At 45.9% G+C, this 25,821-nt stretch carries 17 protein-coding genes; 2 read left to right on the forward strand and 15 right to left on the reverse strand.

Annotated elements, in window-relative coordinates:
- Positions 1 to 59 precede the first annotated feature (59 nt).
- The 13 genes from BDD30_RS09380 to BDD30_RS09440 form a co-directional block, all read right to left on the reverse strand.
- Positions 60 to 1,061 carry a putative type VI secretion system effector gene (locus BDD30_RS09380; protein WP_015835909.1) on the reverse strand — a complete coding sequence of 334 codons (1,002 nt, stop codon included), beginning with the start codon at positions 1,059 to 1,061 and terminating at the stop codon, positions 60 to 62.
- Positions 1,058 to 3,664: a T6SS effector BTH_I2691 family protein gene (locus BDD30_RS09385; protein ID WP_015835910.1), complete on the reverse strand. Its 2,607-nt coding sequence runs from the start codon at positions 3,662 to 3,664 to the stop codon at positions 1,058 to 1,060. Before BDD30_RS09385 ends, BDD30_RS09380 begins: the two co-directional genes overlap by 4 nt.
- Complete coding sequence (locus BDD30_RS09390) at positions 3,664 to 4,704, reverse strand: DUF4123 domain-containing protein (RefSeq protein WP_015835911.1); 1,041 nt, start codon at positions 4,702 to 4,704, stop codon at positions 3,664 to 3,666. Before BDD30_RS09390 ends, BDD30_RS09385 begins: the two co-directional genes overlap by 1 nt.
- Before the next feature lie 10 nt (positions 4,705 to 4,714).
- Positions 4,715 to 7,099 (reverse strand): type VI secretion system Vgr family protein, encoded by a 2,385-nt coding sequence (locus BDD30_RS09395; RefSeq protein WP_231849154.1) that lies wholly within the window; start codon positions 7,097 to 7,099, stop codon positions 4,715 to 4,717.
- Positions 7,096 to 9,774 carry a type VI secretion system ATPase TssH gene (gene tssH / locus BDD30_RS09400; RefSeq protein ID WP_015835913.1) on the reverse strand — a complete coding sequence of 893 codons (2,679 nt, stop codon included), beginning with the start codon at positions 9,772 to 9,774 and terminating at the stop codon, positions 7,096 to 7,098. Before tssH ends, BDD30_RS09395 begins: the two co-directional genes overlap by 4 nt.
- 241 nt (positions 9,775 to 10,015) lie before the next feature.
- Positions 10,016 to 10,507 carry an Hcp family type VI secretion system effector gene (locus tag BDD30_RS09405; protein WP_015835914.1) on the reverse strand — a complete coding sequence of 164 codons (492 nt, stop codon included), beginning with the start codon at positions 10,505 to 10,507 and terminating at the stop codon, positions 10,016 to 10,018.
- 4 nt (positions 10,508 to 10,511) lie between these two features.
- The gene (locus tag BDD30_RS09410) at positions 10,512 to 12,245 is read right to left on the reverse strand and encodes an OmpA family protein (RefSeq protein WP_015835915.1); all 1,734 of its coding nucleotides are present in this window, start codon (positions 12,243 to 12,245) and stop codon (positions 10,512 to 10,514) included.
- Between the two features lie 10 nt (positions 12,246 to 12,255).
- Positions 12,256 to 12,906, reverse strand: a complete 651-nt coding sequence (gene tssL / locus BDD30_RS09415; RefSeq protein ID WP_015835916.1) for a type VI secretion system protein TssL, short form — start codon at positions 12,904 to 12,906, stop codon at positions 12,256 to 12,258.
- Positions 12,903 to 14,261: a type VI secretion system baseplate subunit TssK gene (gene tssK / locus BDD30_RS09420; RefSeq protein WP_041382464.1), complete on the reverse strand. Its 1,359-nt coding sequence runs from the start codon at positions 14,259 to 14,261 to the stop codon at positions 12,903 to 12,905. Before tssK ends, tssL begins: the two co-directional genes overlap by 4 nt.
- 19 nt (positions 14,262 to 14,280) lie before the next feature.
- Entirely contained in the window at positions 14,281 to 15,807 is a 1,527-nt protein-coding gene (tssC, locus tag BDD30_RS09425; RefSeq protein WP_015835918.1) for a type VI secretion system contractile sheath large subunit, read from the reverse strand.
- A gap of 48 nt (positions 15,808 to 15,855) precedes the next feature.
- Entirely contained in the window at positions 15,856 to 16,353 is a 498-nt protein-coding gene (gene tssB, locus BDD30_RS09430) for a type VI secretion system contractile sheath small subunit (protein WP_015835919.1), read from the reverse strand.
- Between the two features lie 737 nt (positions 16,354 to 17,090).
- Entirely contained in the window at positions 17,091 to 17,531 is a 441-nt protein-coding gene (locus BDD30_RS09435; protein WP_015835921.1) for a hypothetical protein, read from the reverse strand.
- Between the two features lie 230 nt (positions 17,532 to 17,761).
- Positions 17,762 to 18,967, reverse strand: coding sequence for an MFS transporter (locus tag BDD30_RS09440; protein WP_015835922.1), 1,206 nt, complete (start codon positions 18,965 to 18,967; stop codon positions 17,762 to 17,764).
- A 325-nt stretch (positions 18,968 to 19,292) separates the two neighbouring features.
- Here BDD30_RS09440 and BDD30_RS09445 point away from each other — a divergent pair, with 325 nt between their 5' ends.
- Together BDD30_RS09445 and BDD30_RS09450 are read left to right on the forward strand one after the other, a co-directional pair.
- Positions 19,293 to 19,805 (forward strand): helix-turn-helix domain-containing protein, encoded by a 513-nt coding sequence (locus BDD30_RS09445; RefSeq protein WP_015835923.1) that lies wholly within the window; start codon positions 19,293 to 19,295, stop codon positions 19,803 to 19,805.
- A 143-nt stretch (positions 19,806 to 19,948) separates the two neighbouring features.
- Positions 19,949 to 21,397 carry a flavin-containing monooxygenase gene (locus BDD30_RS09450; RefSeq protein ID WP_015835924.1) on the forward strand — a complete coding sequence of 483 codons (1,449 nt, stop codon included), beginning with the start codon at positions 19,949 to 19,951 and terminating at the stop codon, positions 21,395 to 21,397.
- Between the two features lie 64 nt (positions 21,398 to 21,461).
- On the opposite strand, the gene BDD30_RS09455 is transcribed toward BDD30_RS09450, so the two are convergent.
- Positions 21,462 to 23,585 (reverse strand): M48 family metallopeptidase, encoded by a 2,124-nt coding sequence (locus BDD30_RS09455; protein ID WP_015835925.1) that lies wholly within the window; start codon positions 23,583 to 23,585, stop codon positions 21,462 to 21,464.
- A gap of 657 nt (positions 23,586 to 24,242) precedes the next feature.
- Entirely contained in the window at positions 24,243 to 24,809 is a 567-nt protein-coding gene (locus BDD30_RS09460) for a rhomboid family intramembrane serine protease (RefSeq protein ID WP_015835926.1), read from the reverse strand.
- Positions 24,810 to 25,821: the final 1,012 nt, after the last annotated feature.

Genomic DNA, 25,821 nt, shown 5'->3' on the forward strand with positions numbered 1-25,821 from the left:
TAGCAAAACTATTACGTTGTTCTTCATATAATGGATTCCTGTTGTTTGAATGACTTGAATCAGTAATAGTAGTAATAGCTTAAAAAACAACCCTTATCGGGCAACACTCTTTCACCCTCTTTATCGGCTTTCCCATCCGGGTAATTAGCCTTGATTTCCTTCAGCCTCTTTTTTGTGAATTTCTCAAGATTAATTTCCGTAGGATCAGGAAAACCCAATACAGTAAAAATCTCCTCAGCCAGCCTGAATGTTGGTTTAGGATTTCTCATGCAGGAAAAATAGATTAACGGTGAAAAGACCATTGCCATCAGCCCCAAAAATGAAGAGATGTATTCTATATAATCAATAATATCTTCCCTGACTTGTTCATAAAAAATTCCCCCTATCATGAAAACAGAGAAAAGTACTAAAGAACCATACCAAGTGCCACATATCTGATATTTGGCATTTGAATGAATACCCTGCTTACAACGCGGCGTCATAGAAACAATCCTTAATCCGGGATGGGCAATGGCATAAACCACATAGTGTCCTTCTTTCTCTGTTACCGCTAATTCAACATAATCACCTGCTTTTGCTACAGTAAACCCTAACCAGCCGTGGAATGGGATACCATTAATTTTCCCCCGCACAAAATCACAGACATCACGCTCCCGAACTTTGGTTGGTGAATTAGACCCCGAGGTATTTCCTGCCATCGCCAGCAATAACCCGCCATACAGTTCTCTCTCTTCCTGACGGGCAAAGGCAACCGGATCATATTCACGATCAGTAAAATAACCAATTACACAGAGAGGTTCGAACTCCTCCAATACACCACTCACTTTAATTAAGGGCTTATGAGGCGGTAATTCCGGCGGTGGCGGCTCTTTTGCTAATATCGCATCCAATGCAGGGATTTTAGCCTGAAGTTCCGCAATGGATTTTTCTACTTCTTCTCTATCTTCAGGACGACGCTGAATTCTTTCTCGCTTAACCTTTACCAATATATCAATGTCTTTTCTTTGATCTTTTATTTCATCAAAATTAATAGCTTCTTTATAAGGACGATAGGTACTCATATACCCTCCTTCATTGCTTTAGCAAAACTATTACGTTGTTCTTCGCACAGCTCATTTCGCTGCGATTCAAAGTAAATAGATTGCGTGGATTGCAAATTTTTAGCTGGCTCCAAACCAAAAACACAGCTCCGGCACCATTTCTGTAAGTCATTATCAGAAAAATACGTCACTAAGGCTTCAACCAGAAAAACCAAGAGCATCGCCTCCCAACTGCACAGCCAGGCAAGATATTCCCACGCCAAAAGCCTTGCTACCCCTTTGACGATTAAACTTTCAGGTGAAAGTAATGCTCTATCAACTAAGACTTCCAATACCCCCTTTAATGCTGCTGTGAATTGCATAAAATCATAGGCACTTTTAAGACCGTAAAGGCCAATAAATTGCCAGCGTCTTCTGCCATGCCATTCAGAATAGAGGTCACTAAAATCCACCCCCAAATTTAATGCAGCCGAAACCGCCCCGGCATTCGCCCCAATAAATTTAATGGTGTTGGCGGCAGCCATATTTCCTATTCCATGCTTAATTGTTGGCTCTACAATCTCCATCGCCGTACTCAGTGTGCTTAAAAATGCAGCGGTTACCTGGGCCTGACTCTTGATGTCCTCTTTACTCTCTTTTAACTGACCGAAAAACTCCAACCCATTAAAAAATAAGACCAATAGCTTTATCCGGGATTTTTTTAATACCGGCTCGCCTTCGGCACTTTCGGCGAATTCTTTAAACCTATCGTTATAACTATTTCTCGTTTCAAGACGAGCCTCAGCCCCCGGTCTCTTAAGTCTCTCCAATACCTGTTGCCGGAAGGCATTACCCTCCTTAAGCTGTGAGATTGACAAGTCAACTATCTTGTCAAGACGCACCCCTGAAATCACCGAGAATAGCCCCTTACTCAGCATTTCATTGGTGCTATTCAGCACTTTCCCTAAACGGGTAAAATTAAAGAATCGATCCCCCAGTGTGACCATTCGCCGGTCACAATGCAGCATCGCCCGGGCAAAGGTACTATTGGAGGCCGGCGGCTTTTCCAGTGCCTCATTCGCTTTATCGTAGGCTTCAACCAATTTTCCACCCAGTGTCGTCACCGTTTTCATAAAATCCGAAGAGTCCGCCGGTTTATCATTCCCTTTATTCAGCTTCATCTTCTGCAAAAACCCGTCCATCTCTTTCATCACGTCCGGGTTATTCAACAGCAACGAACGCCAGACAATATTCTCCGGTGACAGCGCAGAATACTGGTCGATTTGGTCATCTAGAAAGGCACTGCCCGTTTCGGTCACGTTAAGCGACGCTATCGCATAATCCACTGCCTCGCAGTAATTCAGATTGTCCTCCAGCCGGGTGGAATGAAAATCCTGACAACAGGTGATAAACCCACTCTGTTTTAACCAGCTCACCCTGAACTGGGCCAGTTGTTCCAGCTCTTTCGCCACGTCAGCACAAAGATCGGCATAACATTGGTGAAATGCCTGCCGTTTAGCCAGATTCAGCTCTGCGGTATATTTTTTCCAATCGTGGGCAAACGCTTGCTCATTCGCTTCCGCCATAAGACGAGTCACACCCTCTCTGAGCTTAGCCTTCTGCTGATCGGAAAAAACCCCATACTCCTTCTGTTTAGTGACTTCGAGAGCTTTATCAACCTGCCCTTGCACATCTGCAGCTTTCATTTGACGCAGTTGATTCTCCACCCCATTCAGTGAGCTGTCGGTCATAAACTCAATCGACAGTTCATCCAAAAAGGTTTTGTGCGCCCCGACGATATCATCACACCAGCCCGCTAACTCATGCGCTATCCCTATCGGATCATGCAATGCCATTAGTACCGGCGATACCGGCGTGCCATCCGCAGCCAAACCCCGCTTTTGCATCGCCCTGACCGTAATGTCCGCACATCCCGCTCGCGTTTTACTCCACGGATACAAGGTGCTCTTCGGCCTCAACGCACCGTGATAAATTTCATAGTAGGGCGCCTCTTCCAATGTCTCGCTAATACGCATCACTTTCCGGTTGCAGGGCAGCACATATTTGCCGGAATCATTGTCGCCCAGACAGTAATCGATGACCCCATTCAGGTTCTCTACCGTTGCCTGAGCAATACCAACCCCTTCCGGCACCCCGCTCCATTGCCACGGTTGCACGCACTGCATGCGGTTTTCCCGCGCTGCTCGGTTGTTGTGATAATACTCAATGGTCTCCCAGCTCCAGGCTGAGGGCGAAAATGCCAGCCAGGTCTCCTCATACAAAGCAATGTCCTGGAGCACGATAAATTCCACATTGGCACTCTGATGAGTTGTAACATGACAATCTGCGGTTTTCTGGGGGAAGACACCAAAAGGCGCACTAAACTGTTGCCACAACGCCCCATCTTCCGTGATGCTCCAGGCATCCCAGCTCTCCGGTTCATCTAATCCGGCATTAGTGTAATAGACATACAAAAACCCTTGTCGCAGGGCACGCAGCGCATAATGATAGCCCGGTGCCGCCGGTTCTGGCGTTTCCGCCCATTTCGGCAAGGTTTCAACAACCCGATCCGGCACCACGCTATAGCGGACCGGCAACAGTGCCGGCCCAGTGGATTCACAGGTCGGACATAATGATTGACTCATTACAAGATCTCCTGATTCTCTAAAGAAATAATGGCAGGACTGAGATGGCAACAGTCATGAACCAATGCTGACCACGCTTCTGCTGTCAGTCCAGCGGTCCGAGCGGCATAGCCGCCAGCGCTATTGCCCCTTTCACCGGATAACAGCGACTGTATCCGGGGGTGTAAATCAATCTCCGGGTGGTAAAGCAAACCGTGCAATGCACAGGCTTCCAGGCTCTTCACCGCATTAAAGGGATAACGGGCGGTTACCCGGCGCAACAAGGCCAGCATAATAGGCAACGATTCAAGTTCCGTCCGGCGTAACTGGTTGCGGTGTGCCTGACGATATCGGCGCAAGGCCCGATTCATCGGCCCTGACCAAGACATTTTTTCCACCTTTTCCGCAGTCAATCCCAGTGAAAAGGTGTACTGCACCCTCGCAGACTGGGTATTGTCCCGATGCAGTAACTGACCGTCGCCGTCAGTCAGATACCAATCTGTTATCGGCCCTAACAAACGTGAACGTTGCCAGTTATCCAGCAACGGCCAAAAAGCATTGTTTACCGCCGGATCATAAAAACGCAGCATTACCGGCTGTTCAAATGACACGGGCTGGACCGCGGTCATACTGATATGTTGTGCAATAGCCGAGACCGGGCTGGCACTAAACAGCCAGCCACACACCATCCGACCCCGTCCGGCCATCAATTCAGTCGGTTCAGCTTCCCGTAACGCCTGAGTGATACTCAACGCCAGCAATTCGGCATCCTCAGACCGACTCATATCCAGCGGTATCAGCCAGGGCGAATAACGGGACTCGAAGCGGTGATGTTTTATCTGGGTCGGCGTTGCCGCCGGCTGATGATTAAGGATTGCCGCAGGCAACCTCTCTTCCTGCCGGGTATCCAGAAAAACTGCCGGGTCAACCAGTAAAAAACCGTGTTCGTCATGCTGAGTAAAGGCAGTACGCAAGTCAGCCAGTAGACCGGTTTTCTGTCTGGTTTCAGCCTCGGGGGAAAAATCATAATCCACCGTCATTTGAGTATTTGCTTCTGTCATTGTGGACTCCTTATTTAGTCACGCCATTTTGATCACCGGCCATCCGCGCTGATGCTGATATACAACGTTCAGGCAGGGTCAGGGCTGAATCCTGACTGGCGGGACCGGTTTTCTGTAAAATGTCACACTGAAACCGGGCATTTTTCGGGCTGGCAAACGCAATCTGTCCCTCTTTCAGCGAGATATAGGCACCACCGCACTCCAACCTCAGTTCAGTTTTTGCCGATACCGTTACCCGGTCATCCTGACTCGCCAGAGTCAATGCCTGTCGTGCCAGCACATCCATCGCATCGGTCTGCGCCTGAATTTCTACCTTGCCAGATGCCGCCAGCAGCTTTATTCCCCAAGCCCGGGTGAACAAACTCAAACCTTTCCCCACCGCCAGCCGAAATTTCCGGGTGATGCTCATATCCGCATCACGCCCCACCGTCGTGATCAGGTTCTCACCCGCGGAGAGTTGCAAACTGCCCGGCGTCACCTGCGCAATGCCTGACGGCGCTGAAAGCAACAGGGCGCGTTGTTGCAGATCTTTGAGGGTTTCATTCATCAATGCAGTTTGGGTTTCAATATCCGCCAGCTCTGCTTTCGCCGCTTCAGCGGCATGACGTAATCCTGCCGCAGTCTGGAGTGCCGCCTCCAACTCGGACAGCGCCCCTGACATATCCAGTTGCTGGCCCGCAGCTTGGGTCTGCTGATCGGCACTGATAAACAGCCCTTTCCCCGCCCGGATGGCTCCCCAGTCGTCGGTGCGCAGCTCAAATCCTTCCCCGCGTTTATTCGGGTGCGGCCTCTTTCCATCCACCAGATGACCCAGATTCAGCTGACTCTTACCCCCGTATTCGGTACTCAGTTTGATGTGCTCTTTGCCCCGCTCATCGTCCATCCGTAATTTGTTGTTCGCCGGCGTGCGCAGCACATTGCGTTTGTAGTTGTAGACGGTCACATGATCTTCATGCCGCGAGTCATGCAGCGCATGGGCAATATAGGGCCGGTCCGGGTTGCCCTGCTCAAACGCCACCGCCACCTCCGTCCCCTGCACCAGCGGCCAGTGGAAACCGTAGGTTCTGCCCGCATACGGCCGGGCTAACCGCACCCACAGGCTTTCTCTCCCCATCGGCCAGTCATCCAGATCAAAATCAAACTTGATCCGGTAACGCCCCTGTTTGTCGATATGACCGTAGGTGTCTTTCGGCCAGTCACTGGTCACCCGTGCCGGCACGGTCCCGGATATCACCGGGCGCTCCCGCAGTGCAGGCCGGTAGCTGATGATTTCGCTGTACGGGATACCCATGAAACTCACCAGATAGTTGCTGTCCCGCCGGGCATGGCTGTCGGTTGAGATGATCAGTACCCCTTTCTTCAATGACGCCGGGATCTCGCCTTCGATTTCCAGCACCAGACCCGGCTCTAAAACCGGTGACGAACTTTGACCGCTGATAAGGTGTTGATGACCCCGGTCACGTTCATGGTGCAACCGGGCATAGAAGGTGCCAGTTTCAACCTCCGGCTGAAACTTGTCACCTAATGTCAGGAAGTGGTCGCCATAGCGGTAAATCTCCCCTTCGGTCGTGGTATCCCGCTCCTGCCTGACCTGACATTGCAGATAACTCTCCGCTTCCCGGTAGTTGTAATCCCGGACCGTCACCCCCTGCGTCACCACCTGATGCTCAAAGTGTAAGTTCCATACCGAGTCACCGGCGTTGTGATTCATTCCCGCCGGGTTACGCAGCGGCAGCGTGACGTCGTATTGGTAATTACGCTGGTTATCTCCAAACCGCACCACGTCAATCCCCAGCCGGCTGTCCGCCTCGAAGCGATACCAAATCCCCACTTCCGCCAGAATCCGTTGAACAAAGTCCAGATCGCTCTCCTGCCACTGCACCACCAGTTCTCGCCGCGGATACTCCCGCACCAGCGTGAACAGAAAATCCTGGCCGCGAAAACCGTGCCGGTCACGCAGGACCTTTTCCACAATCTCCGGTACCGACTGATTCTGGTAAATGGCACAACGTCGGGTATGGCGCAACAACGCCAGACGCGGCTCCAGACAGACCCGATAGTGGGTTTCATCCACCGAGCTGGAAATCCGGTTAAACCGGGTAATCACCCCGTACACTTTACGCACCTGCGCCGGGCTTTCTGGTGCCTGCAAGATAAACGTGGCAGATTTTTTCAACATCACCGCCGGGTCGATATCCCGGGTGGGACTGGTGAAATCAATGGTGTAACAATAAGGGGTGAACAGGCGTTCTTCCCCACTGAAGCTGAACACATCCAGCTCCGCCTCACCGCGCCGGACCTCAAGCCGATAACGGCAGTGACCCGTCAGCGCTGTTTTATCCGCCTGACGCTGGCGGGCCAGCAGCGTTTTTCTATCTACCATGCGTTCCATCATGCATTTTCCCCGCTATCAGATACGGCAGTCTGTTCAGTGAAAGCAAGGATGATCCCCTCTTCTTCATTGAAACCTAACGTTACGCCAACAGGTTTATGGTGATGTGCCAGACGTTCTAGCAGCGCCTGCGATAGCACCGGTAAGATTTGTTGATTGAGCAGGCTGTCGATATTGCGCGCCCCACTGTCCGGCAACAGACAGGCATTGACCAGCGTGTCGCACAGGCCACTTTCCACCGTGCAGGTCAGGCCATAATGGGTGTTTAGACGCCGGGTGACTTGCCCCAATTTGATGTCTACAATCCGTCTGAGCGCTTCCGCCGATAATGGGCGGTAAATCACGGTCTGGAAACGAGCCAACAATGCCGGCTGAAAGTGATCACGCAGTATGGGACGCAACAATTCGTGCTGGGTGGCAGTCGGAGCATCAGGCTGTTGTGCCAATAATGCCATCAGTTGATCACTCCCCAGATTAGAGGTCATCAATATGACGGTATGACGAAAATCGATCTCGCGCCCTTCACCATCCCGCATAAAACCGCGATCAAATACCTGATAGAACAGGTTCAACACGTCACGATGCGCTTTTTCTACTTCATCCAACAACACGACGCTGTAGGGGCGCTGACGTACTGCTTCCGTCAAAATGCCGCCCTGTCCGTACCCCACATAACCCGGAGGTGAACCTTTCAGCTGAGAAACCGTATGCGGTTCCTGATATTCCGACAAATTGATAGTAATTAGTGAACGTTCGCCCCCAAACAGGCAATCGGCCAATGCCAGTGCGGTTTCGGTTTTCCCCACACCACTTGGCCCCACCAGTAGAAAGACGCCTAATGGCCCCTGTTCCGGCGTCAAACCGGTTTTAGCCGCACGTAAACGTTGAGCGATTTCCCTCAGTGCCATATCCTGACCGATAACCCGGTCGCCTAAATACTGCTCAAGATGTAACAAACCGGTTTGTTCGTCTTTTAGCAAACTGCTTAACGGTATCCCCGTCCAATCGGCAACGACCGTCGCGACAGTACGCACATCGACATTCAATGAAAGTAATGGCTCATTGCCCTGTAATTCTGCCAGCTCCGCTATGCCTTCCCTGAGTTCAGGTGTTTTGGGTGAATGTTGACGTAAATCGAGAAGGCGCTGAGCCAGGCTCTTTTCGCGCTGATACTGTGCTGTGAGTTGTTCAGTCTGGCGTGCAACCTCTTCACGCCGAACCGCAATCTCCTTTAAACGGGTGTTATCTTCTTCTGTCGGCAACACCGCCGAATCCGCTTCAATCGCCTGTTGCTCCATTTCAAGGGCCGTTAGTTGTGCCTGACGTTGCGTCAATGCTTCCGGCACCGTATCCAGACTCATCCGCACCCGGGCGCTGGCGGTATCCAGCAAATCCACTGCTTTATCCGGGAGCTGACGCCCGGTCAGGTAACGGCGAGATAAGGTAACCGCTGCTTTAACGGCGTTATCCTGAATATGAACGCCATGGTAACGGGCATAGCGCGCTTTCAGACCACGCAGCATCAGGCAGGCGGTTTCATCATCCGGTTCGTCCACTTTGATCATCTGAAAACGCCGTTCCAGTGCCGCATCCCGCTCAAAATATTGTTTGTATTCCGACCAGGTAGTGGCGGCAATCGTGCGTAATGCTCCCCGCGCCAGTGCGGGTTTGAGCAGGTTAGCCGCATCGGTGCCGCCTGCCTGATTACCAGAGCCAATCAGCGTATGAGCTTCATCAATAAACAGTAAGATTGGGGTGGGTGACTGTTGTACTGCTTCAATCACGTTTTTCAGCCGTTGTTCAAATTCGCCTTTTACCCCCGCGCCTGCCTGCAATAGCCCCAGATCCAGCGACCGCACACTGACGGTTTTCAGGCTATCAGGCACCTGACCACCGGCAATACGCAAGGCCAATCCTTCCACCAGCGCAGTTTTTCCTACCCCCGGTTCACCGACCAAAATTGGGTTGTTTTTACGTCTGCGCGACAGAATGTCGATCATTTGGCGAATTTCATTGTCACGACCAAACACCGGATCAATACGGCCCTCGGCAGCACGCGCCGTTAAATCCAGTGTGAATTTGTCTAATACTCCCTGTAACGCTGGTGATAACGCTTGAGCATTTTGAGCAGGTTTATCAGGATGTATTTCTGCCACCGCAGAACCCCCGCCGCTATCGGCCAGACGCGCCGCCGCCTGTACTTCCGGGCGCTCTGCTGAATGCTGATCCAGCAGCGGGCGCAAATGTTGTAACTGGCTCACACTCAGGCTCATCAACGGCCAACCATCGTGAGTACGCAACCAATCCGGCTGACCACGCAGCACCTGCAACAAATGCACCGAGCGAATAGATTCATTGCCTGCTTCTTGAGAAGCAACAAACTCAGCGACTTGTAATAAACGATACAAGCTATCTGACAACCGTGGACGTTGATTGATGCTACGGGGCAGACGGTCAATCGTGGTCAACAAAGATTGCCACAACGAATGCATATCCCACTCGTAACGCCGGGCAATCACAGTAATATCGCCCTCACCGTCTTCAAGTAGTTTTAGCAACCAGTGCTCCACAGTAATTTCAGCATGCGCTCGTGTCTGGCAGAGTGCTGCTGCTGCGCTTAGTGCCTGTGCGCAATAGGGATTTAAGCGACACAATAATGAAGTCGATACCGTATCCATATAAGTTCCGGTGTTAATAAGAGGTCAGGTCACATTCGAGGAATAAGCCGTTTTGCCATAGCTACCGCACGTCTGAAGCTCATCCGTGATTTTTTGCTCAAAATGTGCCCGTCCCCGGGTAAAAAGTTATTAGTCTGGTGGGATATCCCACTCAGTCCTCGCGTTTAACCAGCACGGCGATAACGCCGTACTGGTTCGATTAAAATGGCAGTCATACCAAGGTATGGCGGCCTGTCAGCAACTACGCCTGATTGCGCTCATTCCACGCATCCGAGTGAATGATGTTGCCGTCTTTGTACGTCCAGGTGATTTTTTCGTAGCGGAACTCAACTTGTTCCAGATGATTGTGTTTCTCTTTGGCAGGATCTTTGATGTCATGCATCAGCGGCGCCACTTTCACCACCTTCACGTTGTCCAGTCGGGTGTTGAAATATTCCTTCTCCTGACCCGCATCATCAATTTTGTACCACTTGATTTCTGCTGATTTCAGGGTTTGGCCGGAAGTGACCGCTTTATACAAATAAGGACTTGAAGCATCGACTTCTTTCGTGAACACTAGCGGAGCGTGCACGCGGGTTCCGGTCAGCTTGCCAGTATTGTTGTCCGTCGGAATATGTAAAGCATGTTCCAACGCCACAATTTCGATGCTGCCTTCACGGTTCTGTACATCGACAGACCCTTTGATGTCCGCACCGCCGTCATCTTTTAGCCACAAATAAGCGGGGATAGCCATAATATTACTCCTGTTTTTGAGTGTGTGATGTCGCCTGCACCGGCGACGTTGTTGTTGATAAAGAGCCTGACACTGGTTGCAGTCGCTGGCAGGCGACTGCGTTAGGTACCAGACGGATTTCAACTCTGCGGTTGGCAGCTCGCCCCGCAGCCGTTGAATTGGTGGCGACTGGCCGCGTTGCACCTTCGCCCTGTACGGCAAAGCAAGCGAGCGGAATATCACTGGTTTGTAATAACCAGTCGCGTACCGCTTCTGCTCGCGCCAGTGATAACACGCGGTTTTTCTCAGTATTGCCAGTGGAATCGGTATGACCGCTAATCACAATCAGCCAGCCGGGTTTAGCCTTGATATCTATCAATGCGTTCATCAGAACTTTGGCAGATCCGGCCTTAAGGCGGGATTGTCCAACATCGAATAATGACATGCTGTTAAGACTCAACGTCCGCGGCAGCGCTTTGTCTTTCTTCGGCTGCGCAGGCGGTGATGCCGGTAATACCGCATGGTTGATAACATCCATCAACGGCGCATAAAGGTGATCACCCAAATAAAGCCCCAGCCCCAAACGCATCGGTTCACCATCCCGATGATATTTTTCCAACAATGCTGCGTCGCGTTTGAGTTGCTGATAAGCCAGCCCTTTAGCACCAACGTCTTTCATGCTAATAGCATGGTAATGTTGTAAATCACTACGTATCTGGCGTAGCAAACGCTGGTTATTCCAAGCACTGGCTGTTAATGCCAGACAAGCAAATCCCGTCAGCAAGCCAATCGCCCAAACTACTGCACGCCGGCGCGGTGAATAGCCGTAATAACCTGGCAACAAGCGCAACATTGCATCAGGAAATGGCAGTACACTCACAGCACCAGCGATGCTGCGGTTGATGCGGGGTAAAGTTGTATGGGCAATCAGCCATTTTGTCCAAAGATTGTTTGCCTGCGGAGTTTGGGGCCAAAACATCAGTGCCATTGCGATGGGGTGACAAGGCTGGCTGGTTAGATCCCGCGACTGACACTCGCTCAGAACGTTTTCCACCATCCAACGTTGCCATGCCGCAACGGCAACTGTCTGTTGTAAACGTACAACGCGCTGCTGTGCATCTCCTTCTGCCAACCAGATATTCATCCCAATGGCGGCCTGTTTCTCGCAACATACCGTCATCATCGGGCGATCTGCCCGCAATTCGAACCACGGGCTAATATCACCATCAAGATAACCAGCAATTAACACCGGGGGACGGCAGGCGGTTAGTTGTGCAACACAAGCAACCTGATAACGAAACTCCCGGATCTGAGCTGTCATTACCGACTGATCCTGTTGCTGTTCAGGGAAGAGTGTTAACAACACACTAATCTGCGCGCACCAGTCAGGTCTGGCCGTAATAATGGCTTCCACCAGCGCACTCATCTCACTTTGTCGTGGTACGCAGATAAAACAGCCCTGTGGAGTGATGCGCAGCGGCTCTCCTGTAAACAAGGTTGTCACATTCTCACCACAGGTCAGCACCACAGGCTGACGCCATGAGGCAGCTGGTAGTGCCGCCAGCAAACGACAAACACTGTCCTGATGGGACATTTCACGCATAGCACGCCCTGTTTGCCACCAGGCAATGATCGCTATCACCAGAATTACAGATAGCCACAATGCAGCAGATACCTTTCCCAACGGGAAGAACCAGCACAGCACCGCAGCCAAAACACAAGCCAAAAGCCATAGCGCTCGCCTTAATGCACAACTCAATTTGCTCTCCTTAGCCTTGCCCAGCAGACAAATATTGCTGAAGATAGAAATGCAAGCCCAACCACATCAAAGCTATCACGCCCATTGCCTGACACCCCCAGAACCACAGAGAGCGTGAACGCCAGAATTTTCCCTGACGACGACATGCATTTGTCTGTATCGTTTGATATGGTTGCACCACCATTTCCCCCGCACGCTGAGTCAATACATCCAGTAATGACTGGCGCTCCTGTGCAATCTGCTCGTTATCACCCCCCTGAAAACCCAGTGCTAATACGCGCTGGAAACAAGTCAGTACCATCAAGGAAGGTTGCGATTGATTCAATACCTGACGGATACGTTCAAACAACCGCTCACCGGCATGATGAGTATTAAAAAATCGCGTCTGCAACAGCGTTTTCGACCAAGTTTCATGACCATTATCCCGGCCAGGACGACTGAGTACGGTTTCATCCAGCAATGCGCACAAGGCATAGATCATGTGAGTCATGTCATCTTCACTAACATCACTTTCACTTAATTGCTGCTGTGCACTTTCTATCAACTCAACCCCTTTTTGATATAACGCCTCACCATGCACCGACTTATCACCGTTTCTCAGTGCAATCACCAATATCCCAATGCCAAGCATCAGGTCGTCGATTGAGATCATTTTGTTCATGAACGTAATACCGCAAATAGCTCTAACTGAACGCCCGATAACGTACCGGGCACATAGAAGGCACAGCTTCCCGCTTCCAGCATGACTTTAGCCAACGGATTATTCAGATCGAAAGCAAAATACTGGTTTTCCAACCGCAGCGGGATCGCTGCCGGCACATGACTTAGTGGACGTAAAGGAACGCCGCTTAATGACCGGTTAATCAACCGATCAATATCATCGGGTGCCCCTACTTTACACAAATGCGGAAACTGGATTTGCAGCTGATGTGCCGGTATCGACGATCGCACAGAGAGATAGAAATCAGCCTCTTCGCACAAGCGTCTATCATGAAACGATGCTTTCCACTGATTCTCACGCACAACTTCCAATTCAATCGCAATCACCCTTGATGGCAATCTGGCTTCAAGCAGAGTGCTAATCAGCTGCATTAGAGGCGGAAAAACATCACTTAACTGATCGTGTTGATAACCAGGGATCGCGTCGAGATCGTGATCCAATGAGAACGTCAGCAACGCCCCAGCCAATTTCACCATTTCACGGTAGATGATTTCCGGGTGCAATGCGGGTCCCGCCTTAAAATCATTCAGCACCGGCTCATAGCTATTGAGTGCATTCAGTAACCAGAACAGCGAAACATCAGCCACAGCGAAGTCTGCCATCCGTTGATTACTTTCACGGCGCATCCCCATCAGACGAGCGCGTTTAGCACGTAGCTGAATTAGCAACAGTTCGAGCTGTTCCAGCAGTGGAGGATGGGCCGCGAAGGAGAGCAGCGGCGGAATAAAGCTATTATCAAGCGTCCAACCTGCATGTCCGTCACGTACTAAACGTGCCAGCGGACAGGTCAAATAAGCTCCATTTTCGTCATGCTTAAAACGCAGAGAAAATGCGTAGCGTTCAACCGCAATTGACTCACTCGCACTGCCGAATCTGTCCTGTATTTCAATCCACTCTTGCTGATAACGCAGCGGCGGTTGTCCCGGCACGACCTCCTCACTGCTCTGACGGCAGTTCCCGCCATTAGCGTGTTCCAACGGTAATGCCAGTAATACCTCAACAGTGCGCAGATCCTCCGGTACAACCTGCCGCAAATCGCAGGCAATAGGCAGATTGTCGGCATGATCGGTGTCAATCAGCGTCCCATCCTGTAAACGGGCCCTAAGGTGCTGAACTTTCAGTCGGTTTAAACGCAGTGCATCCTGATCAAACTGAATGTCCAGCACTCCCCAGGGATGGATCAATCCCAGATGAGCAATGCAATCGTTAGTCAGCGCTTCCCAACTTGCCTGTTGCTGAAATTGTTGAGGTGCCAAAAAGGCATCTTCAATCCAAAGAGGACGTAAAATTTTCATCATAACCCCCAGTGAATGATTACTCTTTCGCTTTCGGCATCTGAGAAACCAGCGACAGATTGACGTCAAGCCCTTCTACTTGGAAATGAGGTACCGCATACAGCCTGACCCGGAAGAACCCCGGATTGTCGTCAATATCCTCAACGATCACTCGCGCTTCACGCAGTGGATGCGAAGCTTGTAGATCGTCAGACGGATCGGTCATCTCGGTCACCAGCGTGTTGATCCAGTTGTTTAGCTCAATTTCAAGCAGACGACGATCCTTGGTGGTGCCGATGTTTTCCCGTTGGATCAATTTCAGGTAATGGGCAATGCGAGACAGCAGGAAGATATACGGCAGACGCGCATTGATGCGGCTGTTAGCTGTCGCTTCACCCGTATCATATACCGCTGGTTTCTGCGTCGAGTTAGCCGAGAAGAAACAGGCGTAATCGCGGTTTTTATAGAAAGAGAGCGGAATAAATCCCAAATTGGCAAATTCAAACTCGCGGGTTTCCGGGATCATCACTTCTGAGGGAATTTTTGCCTGATTACCAATTCCCAAATCGTAGAAATGGATCGGCAAATCAGTCACCGCCCCACCCGCCTGTGGCCCACGGATCTGTACACACCAGCCATTTTTCACAAAGCTTTTCACCATGTTGGCCGCAAACGCGAAAGCCGCATTGGTCCACAAGTATTTACTGTGATCCGGACCTTTAACCTGCTCAAGATAATTAAACGTTCGCACCGGCACGGTATCCGGGCCATACGGTAAACGTCCTAACACCCGCGGCAATGTCAGGCCGATATAACGGGCATCATCGCTGTCGCGGAAGGATTTCCATTTGATGTATTCGGCGCGGTCAAAGTAGTTACCAATGTCTTTAATGGACGCAACCTCTTCCATGGTTTCCTTACCGAAAAAGGCCGGGCTAGCAGAAGCAATAAAGGGCATATGTGCCGCTGCTGCCACTTTAGCGATATTGCGCAACAGGGCAATATCCTGCGATCCAGCACCAAATTCATAGTTGGCAATCACCGATCCGATAGGTTCACCGCCCGGTGTATCGTATTCCTGAATGTAGGTATGGCGATAGAAACCGCTTTGAGCAATTTCCGGCGCATCATCAAAATCTTGTTGCAAATCCTCTTTGGTGACATCCAGCACTTCAATTCTGACGTTCTGACGGAAATCCGTCCGGTCAACCAGAAACTTCAGGCCCCGCCAGGCTGATTCTACTTGCTGGAATTCCGGTTGATGTATCACGACATCCAATTGACGGCTGATTTGGTGATCCAACACACCAATATGATAATCCAGCAAGGTTTTATCCAATCGCTCAACTTTTTGTGCCGATTCTTTCAGCAGCGTGAGAAAAACACTGACCGCCGCGGTGACTCTCTCATCCGTCGTCACATCAGCCAACGCATCATTGTTCTGAAAAAGATCAAAACCATTTAACTGTTCGACTGGCTGTAAGTTAATTTTCTTAAATAATGCTTGATAAACACTGCCTTCACTGTGGGCCGTCGTCACAGAAGCAGCTTGCTCTTGTACCGTCATTAAACATCTCCTGAATCAAATTTCACAAAAAAGAAAATAGGGTGAGAATCAACCTTCTTTCGGTGCCAGCGCCGCCAGTTCCGCCCGCAGTTCATCGCTCAGCTGGTCATCCCGGAGAATGTGTTCCAGCTCCCGGCGAAACGTGGCATTGTCAAGCAGATTAGATTTCAGATCGCGCAACAGATTACGCATAGAAAGCAACGCCCGGAGTTGTGGAATTTGTCGGGCCACTTGCTCAGGCTCAAAGTCTTTTATTTGCCGGAAAGTGAGATCAATATTCGTTTCACTCCCATCTCCAACCAAGGTATTTTCGACTGTCAGGTTAACGGCGGGGCTAAATTCAGCCAATACACTGTCAAAATTGTTTTTATTAATATCAACCTTTTCTCTTTCCGAGAGCGGACGCTGTTCCCGTCCGTTGCTGTAATCGCCCATAACCAATAATTTCAGCGGCAACTCAACTTTTTTCTGCGCCCCACCCGTATGTAAATCCAATTTAATATTAATACGCGCTTTAGGAACTTCATTTTGAAAACTCGCAGCCATTGATGGCTCCTCCATAAAAAGTAAATAAAGAGATGATGGTTGTCATGTCATGACTAATTTCAGAAAGAATACGCTGAATCAAATATTTCCGAATAGGCAGTTAACAGATCTGCAAATTATGAGGGAACGAATAATGACATCTTAATTAACGAATCTACTAAAAAAATCGACCAACACGAAATAACCATAGTTTCCCCGCAACCTTAAAACAAAGCAGCAGTAGAAAACATCCGCCAAAGATAAAAATTTAGCTTACAGAGCATGATAATTGGACAAGTATCAACAAAAGATAAACAAAACCCAATTAAATAAAAATAAATAAAATTTAGATAATTCTTAATGACATTTTTCAACTAATTATAAAATATAAATTTTTACCCTATTTTGTAAAAGTAAGTAAAAATAAGTAATAATACGTAATAAATATCGGAGAATCATCATTGATATTCTACCTTCTTATTTAATCGCATTCTTTAAATGATATTGATTATTAATTACAGAATTATTCGCATACAAAAATCTGTACCAACAAGTGCTATAGATGAAAAAAACAGTTTCTACCAATAAATAATGAACATTCACTCCTTATATACTATCACTTAAACAAGGGTCTACCTGACCGTCAATAATTTCAGCCATCAGCAAGGAAATTCAAACATTGAACAACACGCTGAGAAATATTTTCATCTCAGCAAATGTATTTAGTAGAAATATATTCACTATCTCATCATTTCATTCTATATCATTTTCAGATCAATATTATCACCTTTAAGTTCTAAAATCAGGGTTTTATTACCTCCACCTCGATTATTACCGGGAATTTCTAATGCACCTTCATAATTGAATTCTTTATTTATGGAATATTTAACAGCATTTACATTTGGCGGATTCCAATAATCCTGAAATATCCAAATATCAATTCCTAATTCAGGTTTTAACTCTCTTCCAGTATAAATATGAATGGCTTTATTGGGTTCATATTTATCACTTATCCATGGTGCCCACAAATCACCACTCCATTCAGACATCCTATCTACAGTAAATCGTTTTCTGGCAATATATCCATGCTCAATTATAGCCTTACAAGGTGTTTTATTATGAATGAATTTAATATTTGTTACCCCTGCGATAATATTAACAGTGGGTTTATTTTTAATGTTAATTAATTTTTCGCCCATTTTATTCACCTTTATCAATTAATGAATTTAATAATAATTATGATAGAACCTTATAATAACCTTATCCTTCCTCACATTCTCACAAAACATTAACTAAATCTACCTTTTAATATTAATTTCATCCAGTGACATTATACTCTCAATAACATTTATACCCTTCATCCTTAACTAGCCTCAAGTTCAAATATAGCTTAAAACCCATATTTTATCATTAAGGCTAGATCACACATCTATTGAATACTACTGTGAGAATTATTCATTAAACTTTTAGCATCTCTATTTAACACCTGGGCTAATTTCCTGACGTAAACAGGTAATATTAGGGCGCTAAGCATAGACAATATGAAAATAGGCTGTACGCTTTCAGCAGTAATCTCTTTACCATTTAACAAGATGGAAGAAAAGAAAAACACTACACCAGCACCTAAATTGGATAATGCCATCTGAAGGGCACCGAAACCTGCACGGTTTTCCGGTGTTGAAGCATAAGAAGCCAGCACGTTTGCTGCCATAACCTGCACATAAGTAGCAAACATAAAAAGCGCAAAGAAAATATACCCATTGGTTTTTCCCGTCAATCCCAGGAAAATATTAATGATAAATAAGGCCGCTGCGACTATGGTAATTTTCTGAGGAGGATATCTATCACAAAGTTTCCCTGCTAAATAAGTCCCCAACCAAGAGGCGATGCCACCAACAAAGAATACGAGTGAAACATGATCATCTGGAATATAAAACACATTTGTTAATAACGGAACAAGTATCGGAATAAGCATGAAAGGAGCAAAGTTACTTACACCACTCGCTAACCCAGCCAAAGATATTTTTTTAGTCAGCGCTATTTTATTATTATTTTGTATTTTCTCGGTTCCAGGAATGAAGAAAAGAATCAGAGGCAAACTCACTATGCATAAAATAACGATCAATAAAAAAGGGATTTTCCAGTTGAAATGGGTCGCCAAATATAAACATAACGGCATCCCGACAATGCTAACAAATGAGAAAGACGAAAACGCAATCCCTAATACTCTTCCACGCATACTTTCCGGTGAATTATTAAGCAAAATCCCAATTCCTACCCCTAATGTCATGCCACCAAACAGACCGGCGATTATACGTAACAAAATAAGCTGATATGGCTCAGAAGCGAAAATTGTCAGGAAAGTAATCAAGCCAAGTAGCAAAGTGTTTAAAATAAGTACTTTCCTTTTATTAAAGCGATCAATAAAAAAATAAGAGACCAGACCAGAAAATACGGAGGAGAAAACATAAGTACCAGCAATAACCCCCGCCATCGTCACGGGCATGTGAAAATCATTAGACATATAAACAAAAAGCGGAGTGACCATCATGTACTCTAGCGCATTAATAAATTGTACTAATGCAATAACCATCGCAATAACAACTATCCGATTATTTCCAATTAACTTTGACATTATGAGTTCCAATTCCTGTTGGGGTAAATTTCATCGATAGGATAAGCCAATCTACATCACACATCGATTAAAAAAAAGCGCCGTAATCATCGCAGTAAGTGCCTGACGTAGCCAAACGACTGAGGTTGCCAAACTGAAGGTAATTTCAGACACCTATTATTCATCGTTAGAAGCAAGCAACAAAGCGCCAGCTTCGCTGAAAAACGAGATGAATTAGGTAATAAAAAGGCAATGTGACGAGAACGATTTATCTGATATTTTTGCATTGCCATGATGACTTAATGCGGTATATTTATCATAAAAAAAACTACACATTGAATGGATAATGCTCATTCTAACAGCCTACAAATTCCGTCTGGAACCAACTGAACAGCAAGCTCAGCGTTTACACCAACGCTGTAGCTATACATGTTTCATTTGGGATTTTGGGCTGGCAGAAACAAAGCACCTGCTTGATTTAAGCCAAAAGTTGCCGTCAGCTTTCGAGTTAAACTGGAAGCCAATTCACTGGAAGAAAGCACCTGAAATAGCCTTTTTATCCAAATCCTACACGAACAACCTTCAGCAAAAATTTAAAGCTCTTCATGACGCATGGAAGCGTTATTTTGACAAGAAACTCTCCACCAGGACCCCTGTATTCAAGAAGAAAAGCGATAACCGCGATTCAACCAGATTCGTCAACTTCGAGAAATATTGCCAGCTCGAGCGTCGTCGCGTGAAACTGCCCGTCGGCCTTTCGTGGGTTAAATTCCGACAATCACAACCCATCGACGGGAAAATCAAAAACGCCGTGCTCAGCCAATCATCCGACCACTGGCTATATATCTTTTCAGGTTGAAACTGAGGTAGCCGCGCCGATTCACCCGTTAACATCAATAATGGGTTTAGATAATAGGTGTGGCAAAACTCACTACGCCGTAAGACGGCACGATTTTTGACCCCATAAATAGCGCTTCAAATGCCCCTGAGGGAGAGATAACAATGAATAACCATTATGATGTTTTGATTATTGGTGCTGGTATTGCTGGCATTGGCATTGCTTGTCATTTAACCAAGAAATGCCCTGATAAGAAGTTTGTTATCTTAGAGCGTCGCCATTCGATGGGCGGTACCTGGGATTTATTTCGCTATCCAGGCATTCGCTCAGATTCAGATATGATGAGCTATGGCTATAAATTCCGCCCCTGGACAGACACCAGCATTTTTGCCGATGGGCCTGCAATTAAAAGTTATATCAAGGCAACGGCAAAAGAATATGACGTTGAGAAGAAAATACAGTTTGGACTAAAAATCACACATACTGACTGGTCAAATGCAACTCGCCAGTGGACCGTGACCGCAATTGACGAAATCAGTGGGGAAACTCGGCAATTTACCTGTCATTTTCTCGTCGCTGCAACAGGTTATTACAACTATGATGAACCTCACTTACCGCAATTCCCCGGCATCGAAGATTTTAAAGGCCCGGTAATTCACCCTCAACACTGGCCTGAAGGATTGAATTACAAAGGAAAGCGGGTTGTTGTAATTGGTAGCGGCGCAACAGCAGTGACTTTACTTCCTGCAATGGCAAATGATACTGCACATATCACGATGTTACAGCGCTCCCCCAGTTATGTTCTTTCAATACCTGGCAGGGATAAGATAGCAGAGTTCTGCAAAGGTATTATTCCGCAGCATTGGATTTACACGTTGAGTAGAAATCGCAATCTCTTTATGCAACGCTTGCTTTATAAAACAAGTCGGCATTTCCCTAACTTATTAAAATCGTTTTTACTGGCGTCCGCTCGCAAACGTGTCGGCCCAAATTTTGACATGAAGCACTTGACTCCAAAGTACATGCCATGGGATGAACGGCTATGTTTTATTCCCAGCAGTAACCTATTTAAGGTACTGAAAGAAGGTAAAGCGTCTATCGTTACTGACCATATTGACCACATAACTGAAAACGGTATCCGGTTACAATCGGGCAAAGAATTACCCGCGGATATTATTGTGACAGCGACTGGACTAAAGTTACATTTTATTGGTGGAGTTGAACTCTCTATTGATGGGCAAAAGCAGCAAGGTCATGATCGAATGCTCTATAAGGGGACGTTGATACAGAATATCCCTAATTTTGCCTGTGTGTTTGGTTATATCAATAACGCCTGGACGCTGAAAGTTGATCTCTCTGCGGAATACATCTGCCGTTTGTTGAATGAGATGGACCGCCGCGGTGCTACGGTTGTAACACCCTACGCGCAACCGGGTGAAATGCTGGAGGACGAAAATATTTTTAGTGCCTTGCAATCCGGTTATGTAAAACGAGCAGCGGATTCTCTTCCTCGTCAAGGACGCAGTGCAACCTGGCAAGTTCCGCATGATTTCAATAAAGATAAACAGGTTTTGGGGCAACCTGTAGATGATGCTGCGTTGAAATGGACATAACCACACGCAATCAAAAAATTAAACTTTTACCAGCCCGTTATCATCAACGGGCTGCTAGCTATCATTAATCAGCTTGATGTTGATTTAAAGCATGTTGGGCATATGCTGCTTGAAGATGGTTGTAGATCACTTCAATGACTTTTTCGTCAGATATTTTTTTGCCATTTACTCTCAGTGTTCCCCCAAGGCTATAGAAGATACAACGTTTTTTCTTCTTCAATTTTCCGCGACCTAATCGCTTTTTAGGGGTCATATCTGGCAGAGCTGCATGGTCTGCCAGCTCAAATGTTAATGTACTGACTTTGTAGAAAAAAGAGCTAAGGGTGGTGTAATTAAAGTCAATAATATTATTCAGAGGATAAGGCGTCTGAAAATCAGGGCCACTCATCCTTGTTGGCTCCAAAATTATCATGCTGTTTTTACAGCGTTTATAGATGATAATTACTAATAACAAACAAAATAAGTTCACTAAGACAGTTACAGAGGAGATTAAAAGTATCGCTAATATATTTTCTGAATGGGTTCCTTGCATAATGAAAGACAAAAAGAAGCCACTGCCCACAATAACCATAAGGAAAAGAGTCACAAAAAACATAAGATTACGTTTGCTGGATACGGTCAACGTGGTGACTTCAGATGATAACGCTGCTTGCGCCTCCCAAATTTGCTTCTGCTCTTGATAATACTCATCAATTTCACCCGACAGGTTTTGCGTCAGTTCCACCGAAAGCGCTTTAGCATCGACAAACAGATCATCAATATTGTCGTAATGTCCTGCTTCAACCGGGCGCGAAGCATAATCCAACAACGCCTGATCTATCGGTTGCTCTAGTGCTTCAATACGTGATTTCGTTGTCGGATGGGTATCGGTTGGGTGAGTGAGCTCATTTTCCAAGAACTGACCTGCATCAGGAACGCCGTTTTCGCGTAGGTTATCAATAATGACAGGCAACAAATCATCGACTTTCAATTTACCTTCATACAACGCTGACAACTGCTTGTTAACTGCCTCGCTCACCGCAGAAATACGTAGTAGAGAGCTGGAAATAGCTTGGGCACTACTCAATCTGGCTCCCACAGCATCGGCTGCATATTCACGGATACGGCTCCAATGATTAACCGCAAAATCAAACTGTTGGATAAAGAAGATACCCAAATAAATGGAAGGACTCATAACCAGACGGCTATAGTAATCTTCTTCACCCTTGACGTTACTGATCATCACATCAATGCTGTGGCTCATGCCTGCGTAGATCGGTGAAAAGTGGAGACTGTAGGTAGTATCTTCGCCGGTAAAGTGCCCCAATTCATGGCCGATCACCGCTGCGGATTCTTCACGGCTTAACAGCGCTCCGTAGATTAATGGGAAGTATAAGGTACGACCTTCAAGTACTTGTTCATTATTAATGCAGATAGGACTGGAAGTCACAAAGAAACATTCCGTCAAACCAACAACAATATTGTCTGGTGGCTCTGTACCGACTTGCTCTGCTAACTCATTCATCCATTGCCACAAACCTGGTGCTTCCTCTGGAGTCACAGATTTTCCCGTCAAATGAGAAGCTGAAGGGGAAAATATAGTAAAACAGTGTTTGAGTTTCGCAATACCCTTAATGATGCACCACAGGATTGCCAATGCGGTAACGCCTGCCATGATGACAATTTTCCCCCCACCCCCTTTCATTTCAAAGTTATTAATAAACCAAAGTATTTCGTAGCTAATCAGAGAAAAAATACTGAGTCCAATCAATGTCATCTGTCCGACAAGAATAAAAGGTAGTAACCGACGACAGCGATCAAAAACCTTTAATAATTCATCGCGGGATTTGCGGGCTGTAATACCAGCACGCATACATAGAAAAATCGCAAATCCGCCTAGCAACAGTGATAATACACCACCGCCAGCCGTCCCTAGATCCAATATTGACTGAAACTCGATGAATGTGGCTTCTTCGCTGTTCAGTATCTCATTTGTTTTATCAAGGATTTGTTTGGCTGTAAAAGAAGAGCCGTTGATTTCCATTGTAACCTTGGGATCAGTGTTCAATAACTGTGTCGCTTCCACATGTAATAATTTAATCCCATCGAGAGCTTCAGTCAGTTCAGCAGTTCGGTAATATTGCCAGCCACCATAACAACTTAATACCAATGGCAGAGCAAGTAACCAAAGAAAGAGTTTATTACGCATTGAATATGTCCTGTTTATATTCTTATTGATGTTACATTATTTGCTTATTTTTAAAATCACAAATATTAAATCTTGTTTAAAAAATACAGTCCAATGCTCTGTTTAAAACAGAGTTAAATTGAATTATGTTAAATGATATATACCCTTCATCCTTCAAGTTGCTGCTTTATTGGCTGCTTTCACTCACCCCAGTCACATAGTTATCTATGCTCCTGGGGATTCGTTCACTTGCCGTCGCGCTGCAACTCGAAATCTATTGGGTATAGAATATAATTCTTAATTCAGAGATGAAATTATAGTTAAAAATCGCGATATCATATTTCTGGGTATCCCAAGTCGTCATTCTATTTTAAATGGTCATTTATTCTTAGAATAAAGGTAACCGGGTTTATTTTTTTATTGTTTATTATTATGAATATCTAAAATGGGGATAATCTACTATCCCCAATACCATAAAGCTAATATACCCGTTATCTTTCAAGTTGCCTCTTTGTTGGCTGCACTCGCTCACCCCGGTCACATAGTTATCTATGTTCCCGGGGATTCACTCCCTTGCCGTCGCGATGCATCTTGAAATCCATAGGGTATATACCCTTCATCTTTCAAGTTACTGCTTTGTTGGCTGCTTTCACTTGTCACCATGCTACAACTCGAAATCTATTGGGTATAGTTCGTTATTGCCCATTTCTTTGACAACCAAGAGAAAGCCAGCCCAGATATTACGCCAAAGATATGCCCTTCCGTTGAAATGTCCTCTTGCCACGGTAACAGACCAAACACAATCCCACCGTAGTAAACAAACACCAGAATCGCAAAAAAGAAATCTTTTACTCTTCTCAGGAAAAAAGCGTTAGCCAGCAATAATCCCCATAGACCAAAAACCCAACCACTAGCACCAATATGAATAGCCGTGCGCCCAAATAACCAAACTAATGTTCCTTCCACAAAGATAATAAACAGGCTGGCGAGCACATAATAACGAATGGAGTGTGCCATAAGTAAGGCACTTAATACTAATAATACGGGGAGATTGCTGAACAAGTGCCCCCAGTTACCATGCAGGAATGGAGATAGTGGAATACCAATCAACCCTTGGGCATATCGGGGAATAATACCGAAATTACTCAGTGCGCCACCGGTTAAAGTATCAAACAATTGGATTATGATCAGTATTGCTGCTAATCCTATTAAGATATGAAAGCGTTGTTTTAGCCCTGTTTTCACTGTGTTGTTGCCTTATCATTTATCCGAAATCAAAACGAATCCTAGCCTCAAAAAGGTATTATACCCTTCATCTTTCAAGCTGCTGCTTTGTGGCCACATTCACTTACCCTAGTCACATCGTTATCTATGCTCCTGGGGATGCGCTCACTTGCCACCGCGCTGCAACTTGAAATCTATTGGGTATATAATCAGAGTTGACACTACCACCCTATCCTGAAAATTCAGAATTTAACAATTTTGATGTGAGAGCGAAATTCTATTTTAACGCAATAAATTCAGTTTGGTGATAAAAAAACAATCATATATCAAGGTATTAATTTATTAGAGTTGTGTCCTTTATGTCAATAAAATTAAATTTTTGTTTCTTTATCACCATTCAGTAATTAACTCATTTCACTTAATAAATTATGTAAATCACAATGCCATGATATAATTTTACTCACTCTGAGATAATACCTTGTCAAGAGATTGGTTTAAGTTAGACGATTAAATAGACACACACCACTTTTTTCACCAAGCACGATAGAAATATCGAAAATAGGAATAATGATAATTACAATAACTGCGTAGTAATATTGAGTTAGTCACTAGAGACATTAGTTTAAAATACCCGATTAATTTCACCAAAAATAAATAATCATTAATAAACCAAAGCGGCATTATGCCGATTTATTATATAAAAACATTATCAATTCAATATATTTTTAATATGTTATCATTAAAACACGAAAACAAATAAAATACAAAACAATGTTTTTCACCTTAACTGTATAATATAAACCTTATCTCTTAGCACATATTTATATTTTTGCCATAAAACAACTCTATTAAATCAATAAATAATCTATTAATATATAACATTGCCATAATCTACCTTTTTCATTAACTTCCATGGAGATAACTTTCTTGTTTCGCTCAATAGTCTGAATATCATTTTCCTATATTTAATTTGCAAACAGAAAATTTAACAGAAACAATAAATTAATGAGAAACCTAAAAACCATAAAGGATA

Source organism: Photorhabdus asymbiotica (assembly GCF_003634575.1).
In the GTDB taxonomy this organism is placed as follows: Bacteria; Pseudomonadota; Gammaproteobacteria; order Enterobacterales; family Enterobacteriaceae; genus Photorhabdus; species Photorhabdus asymbiotica.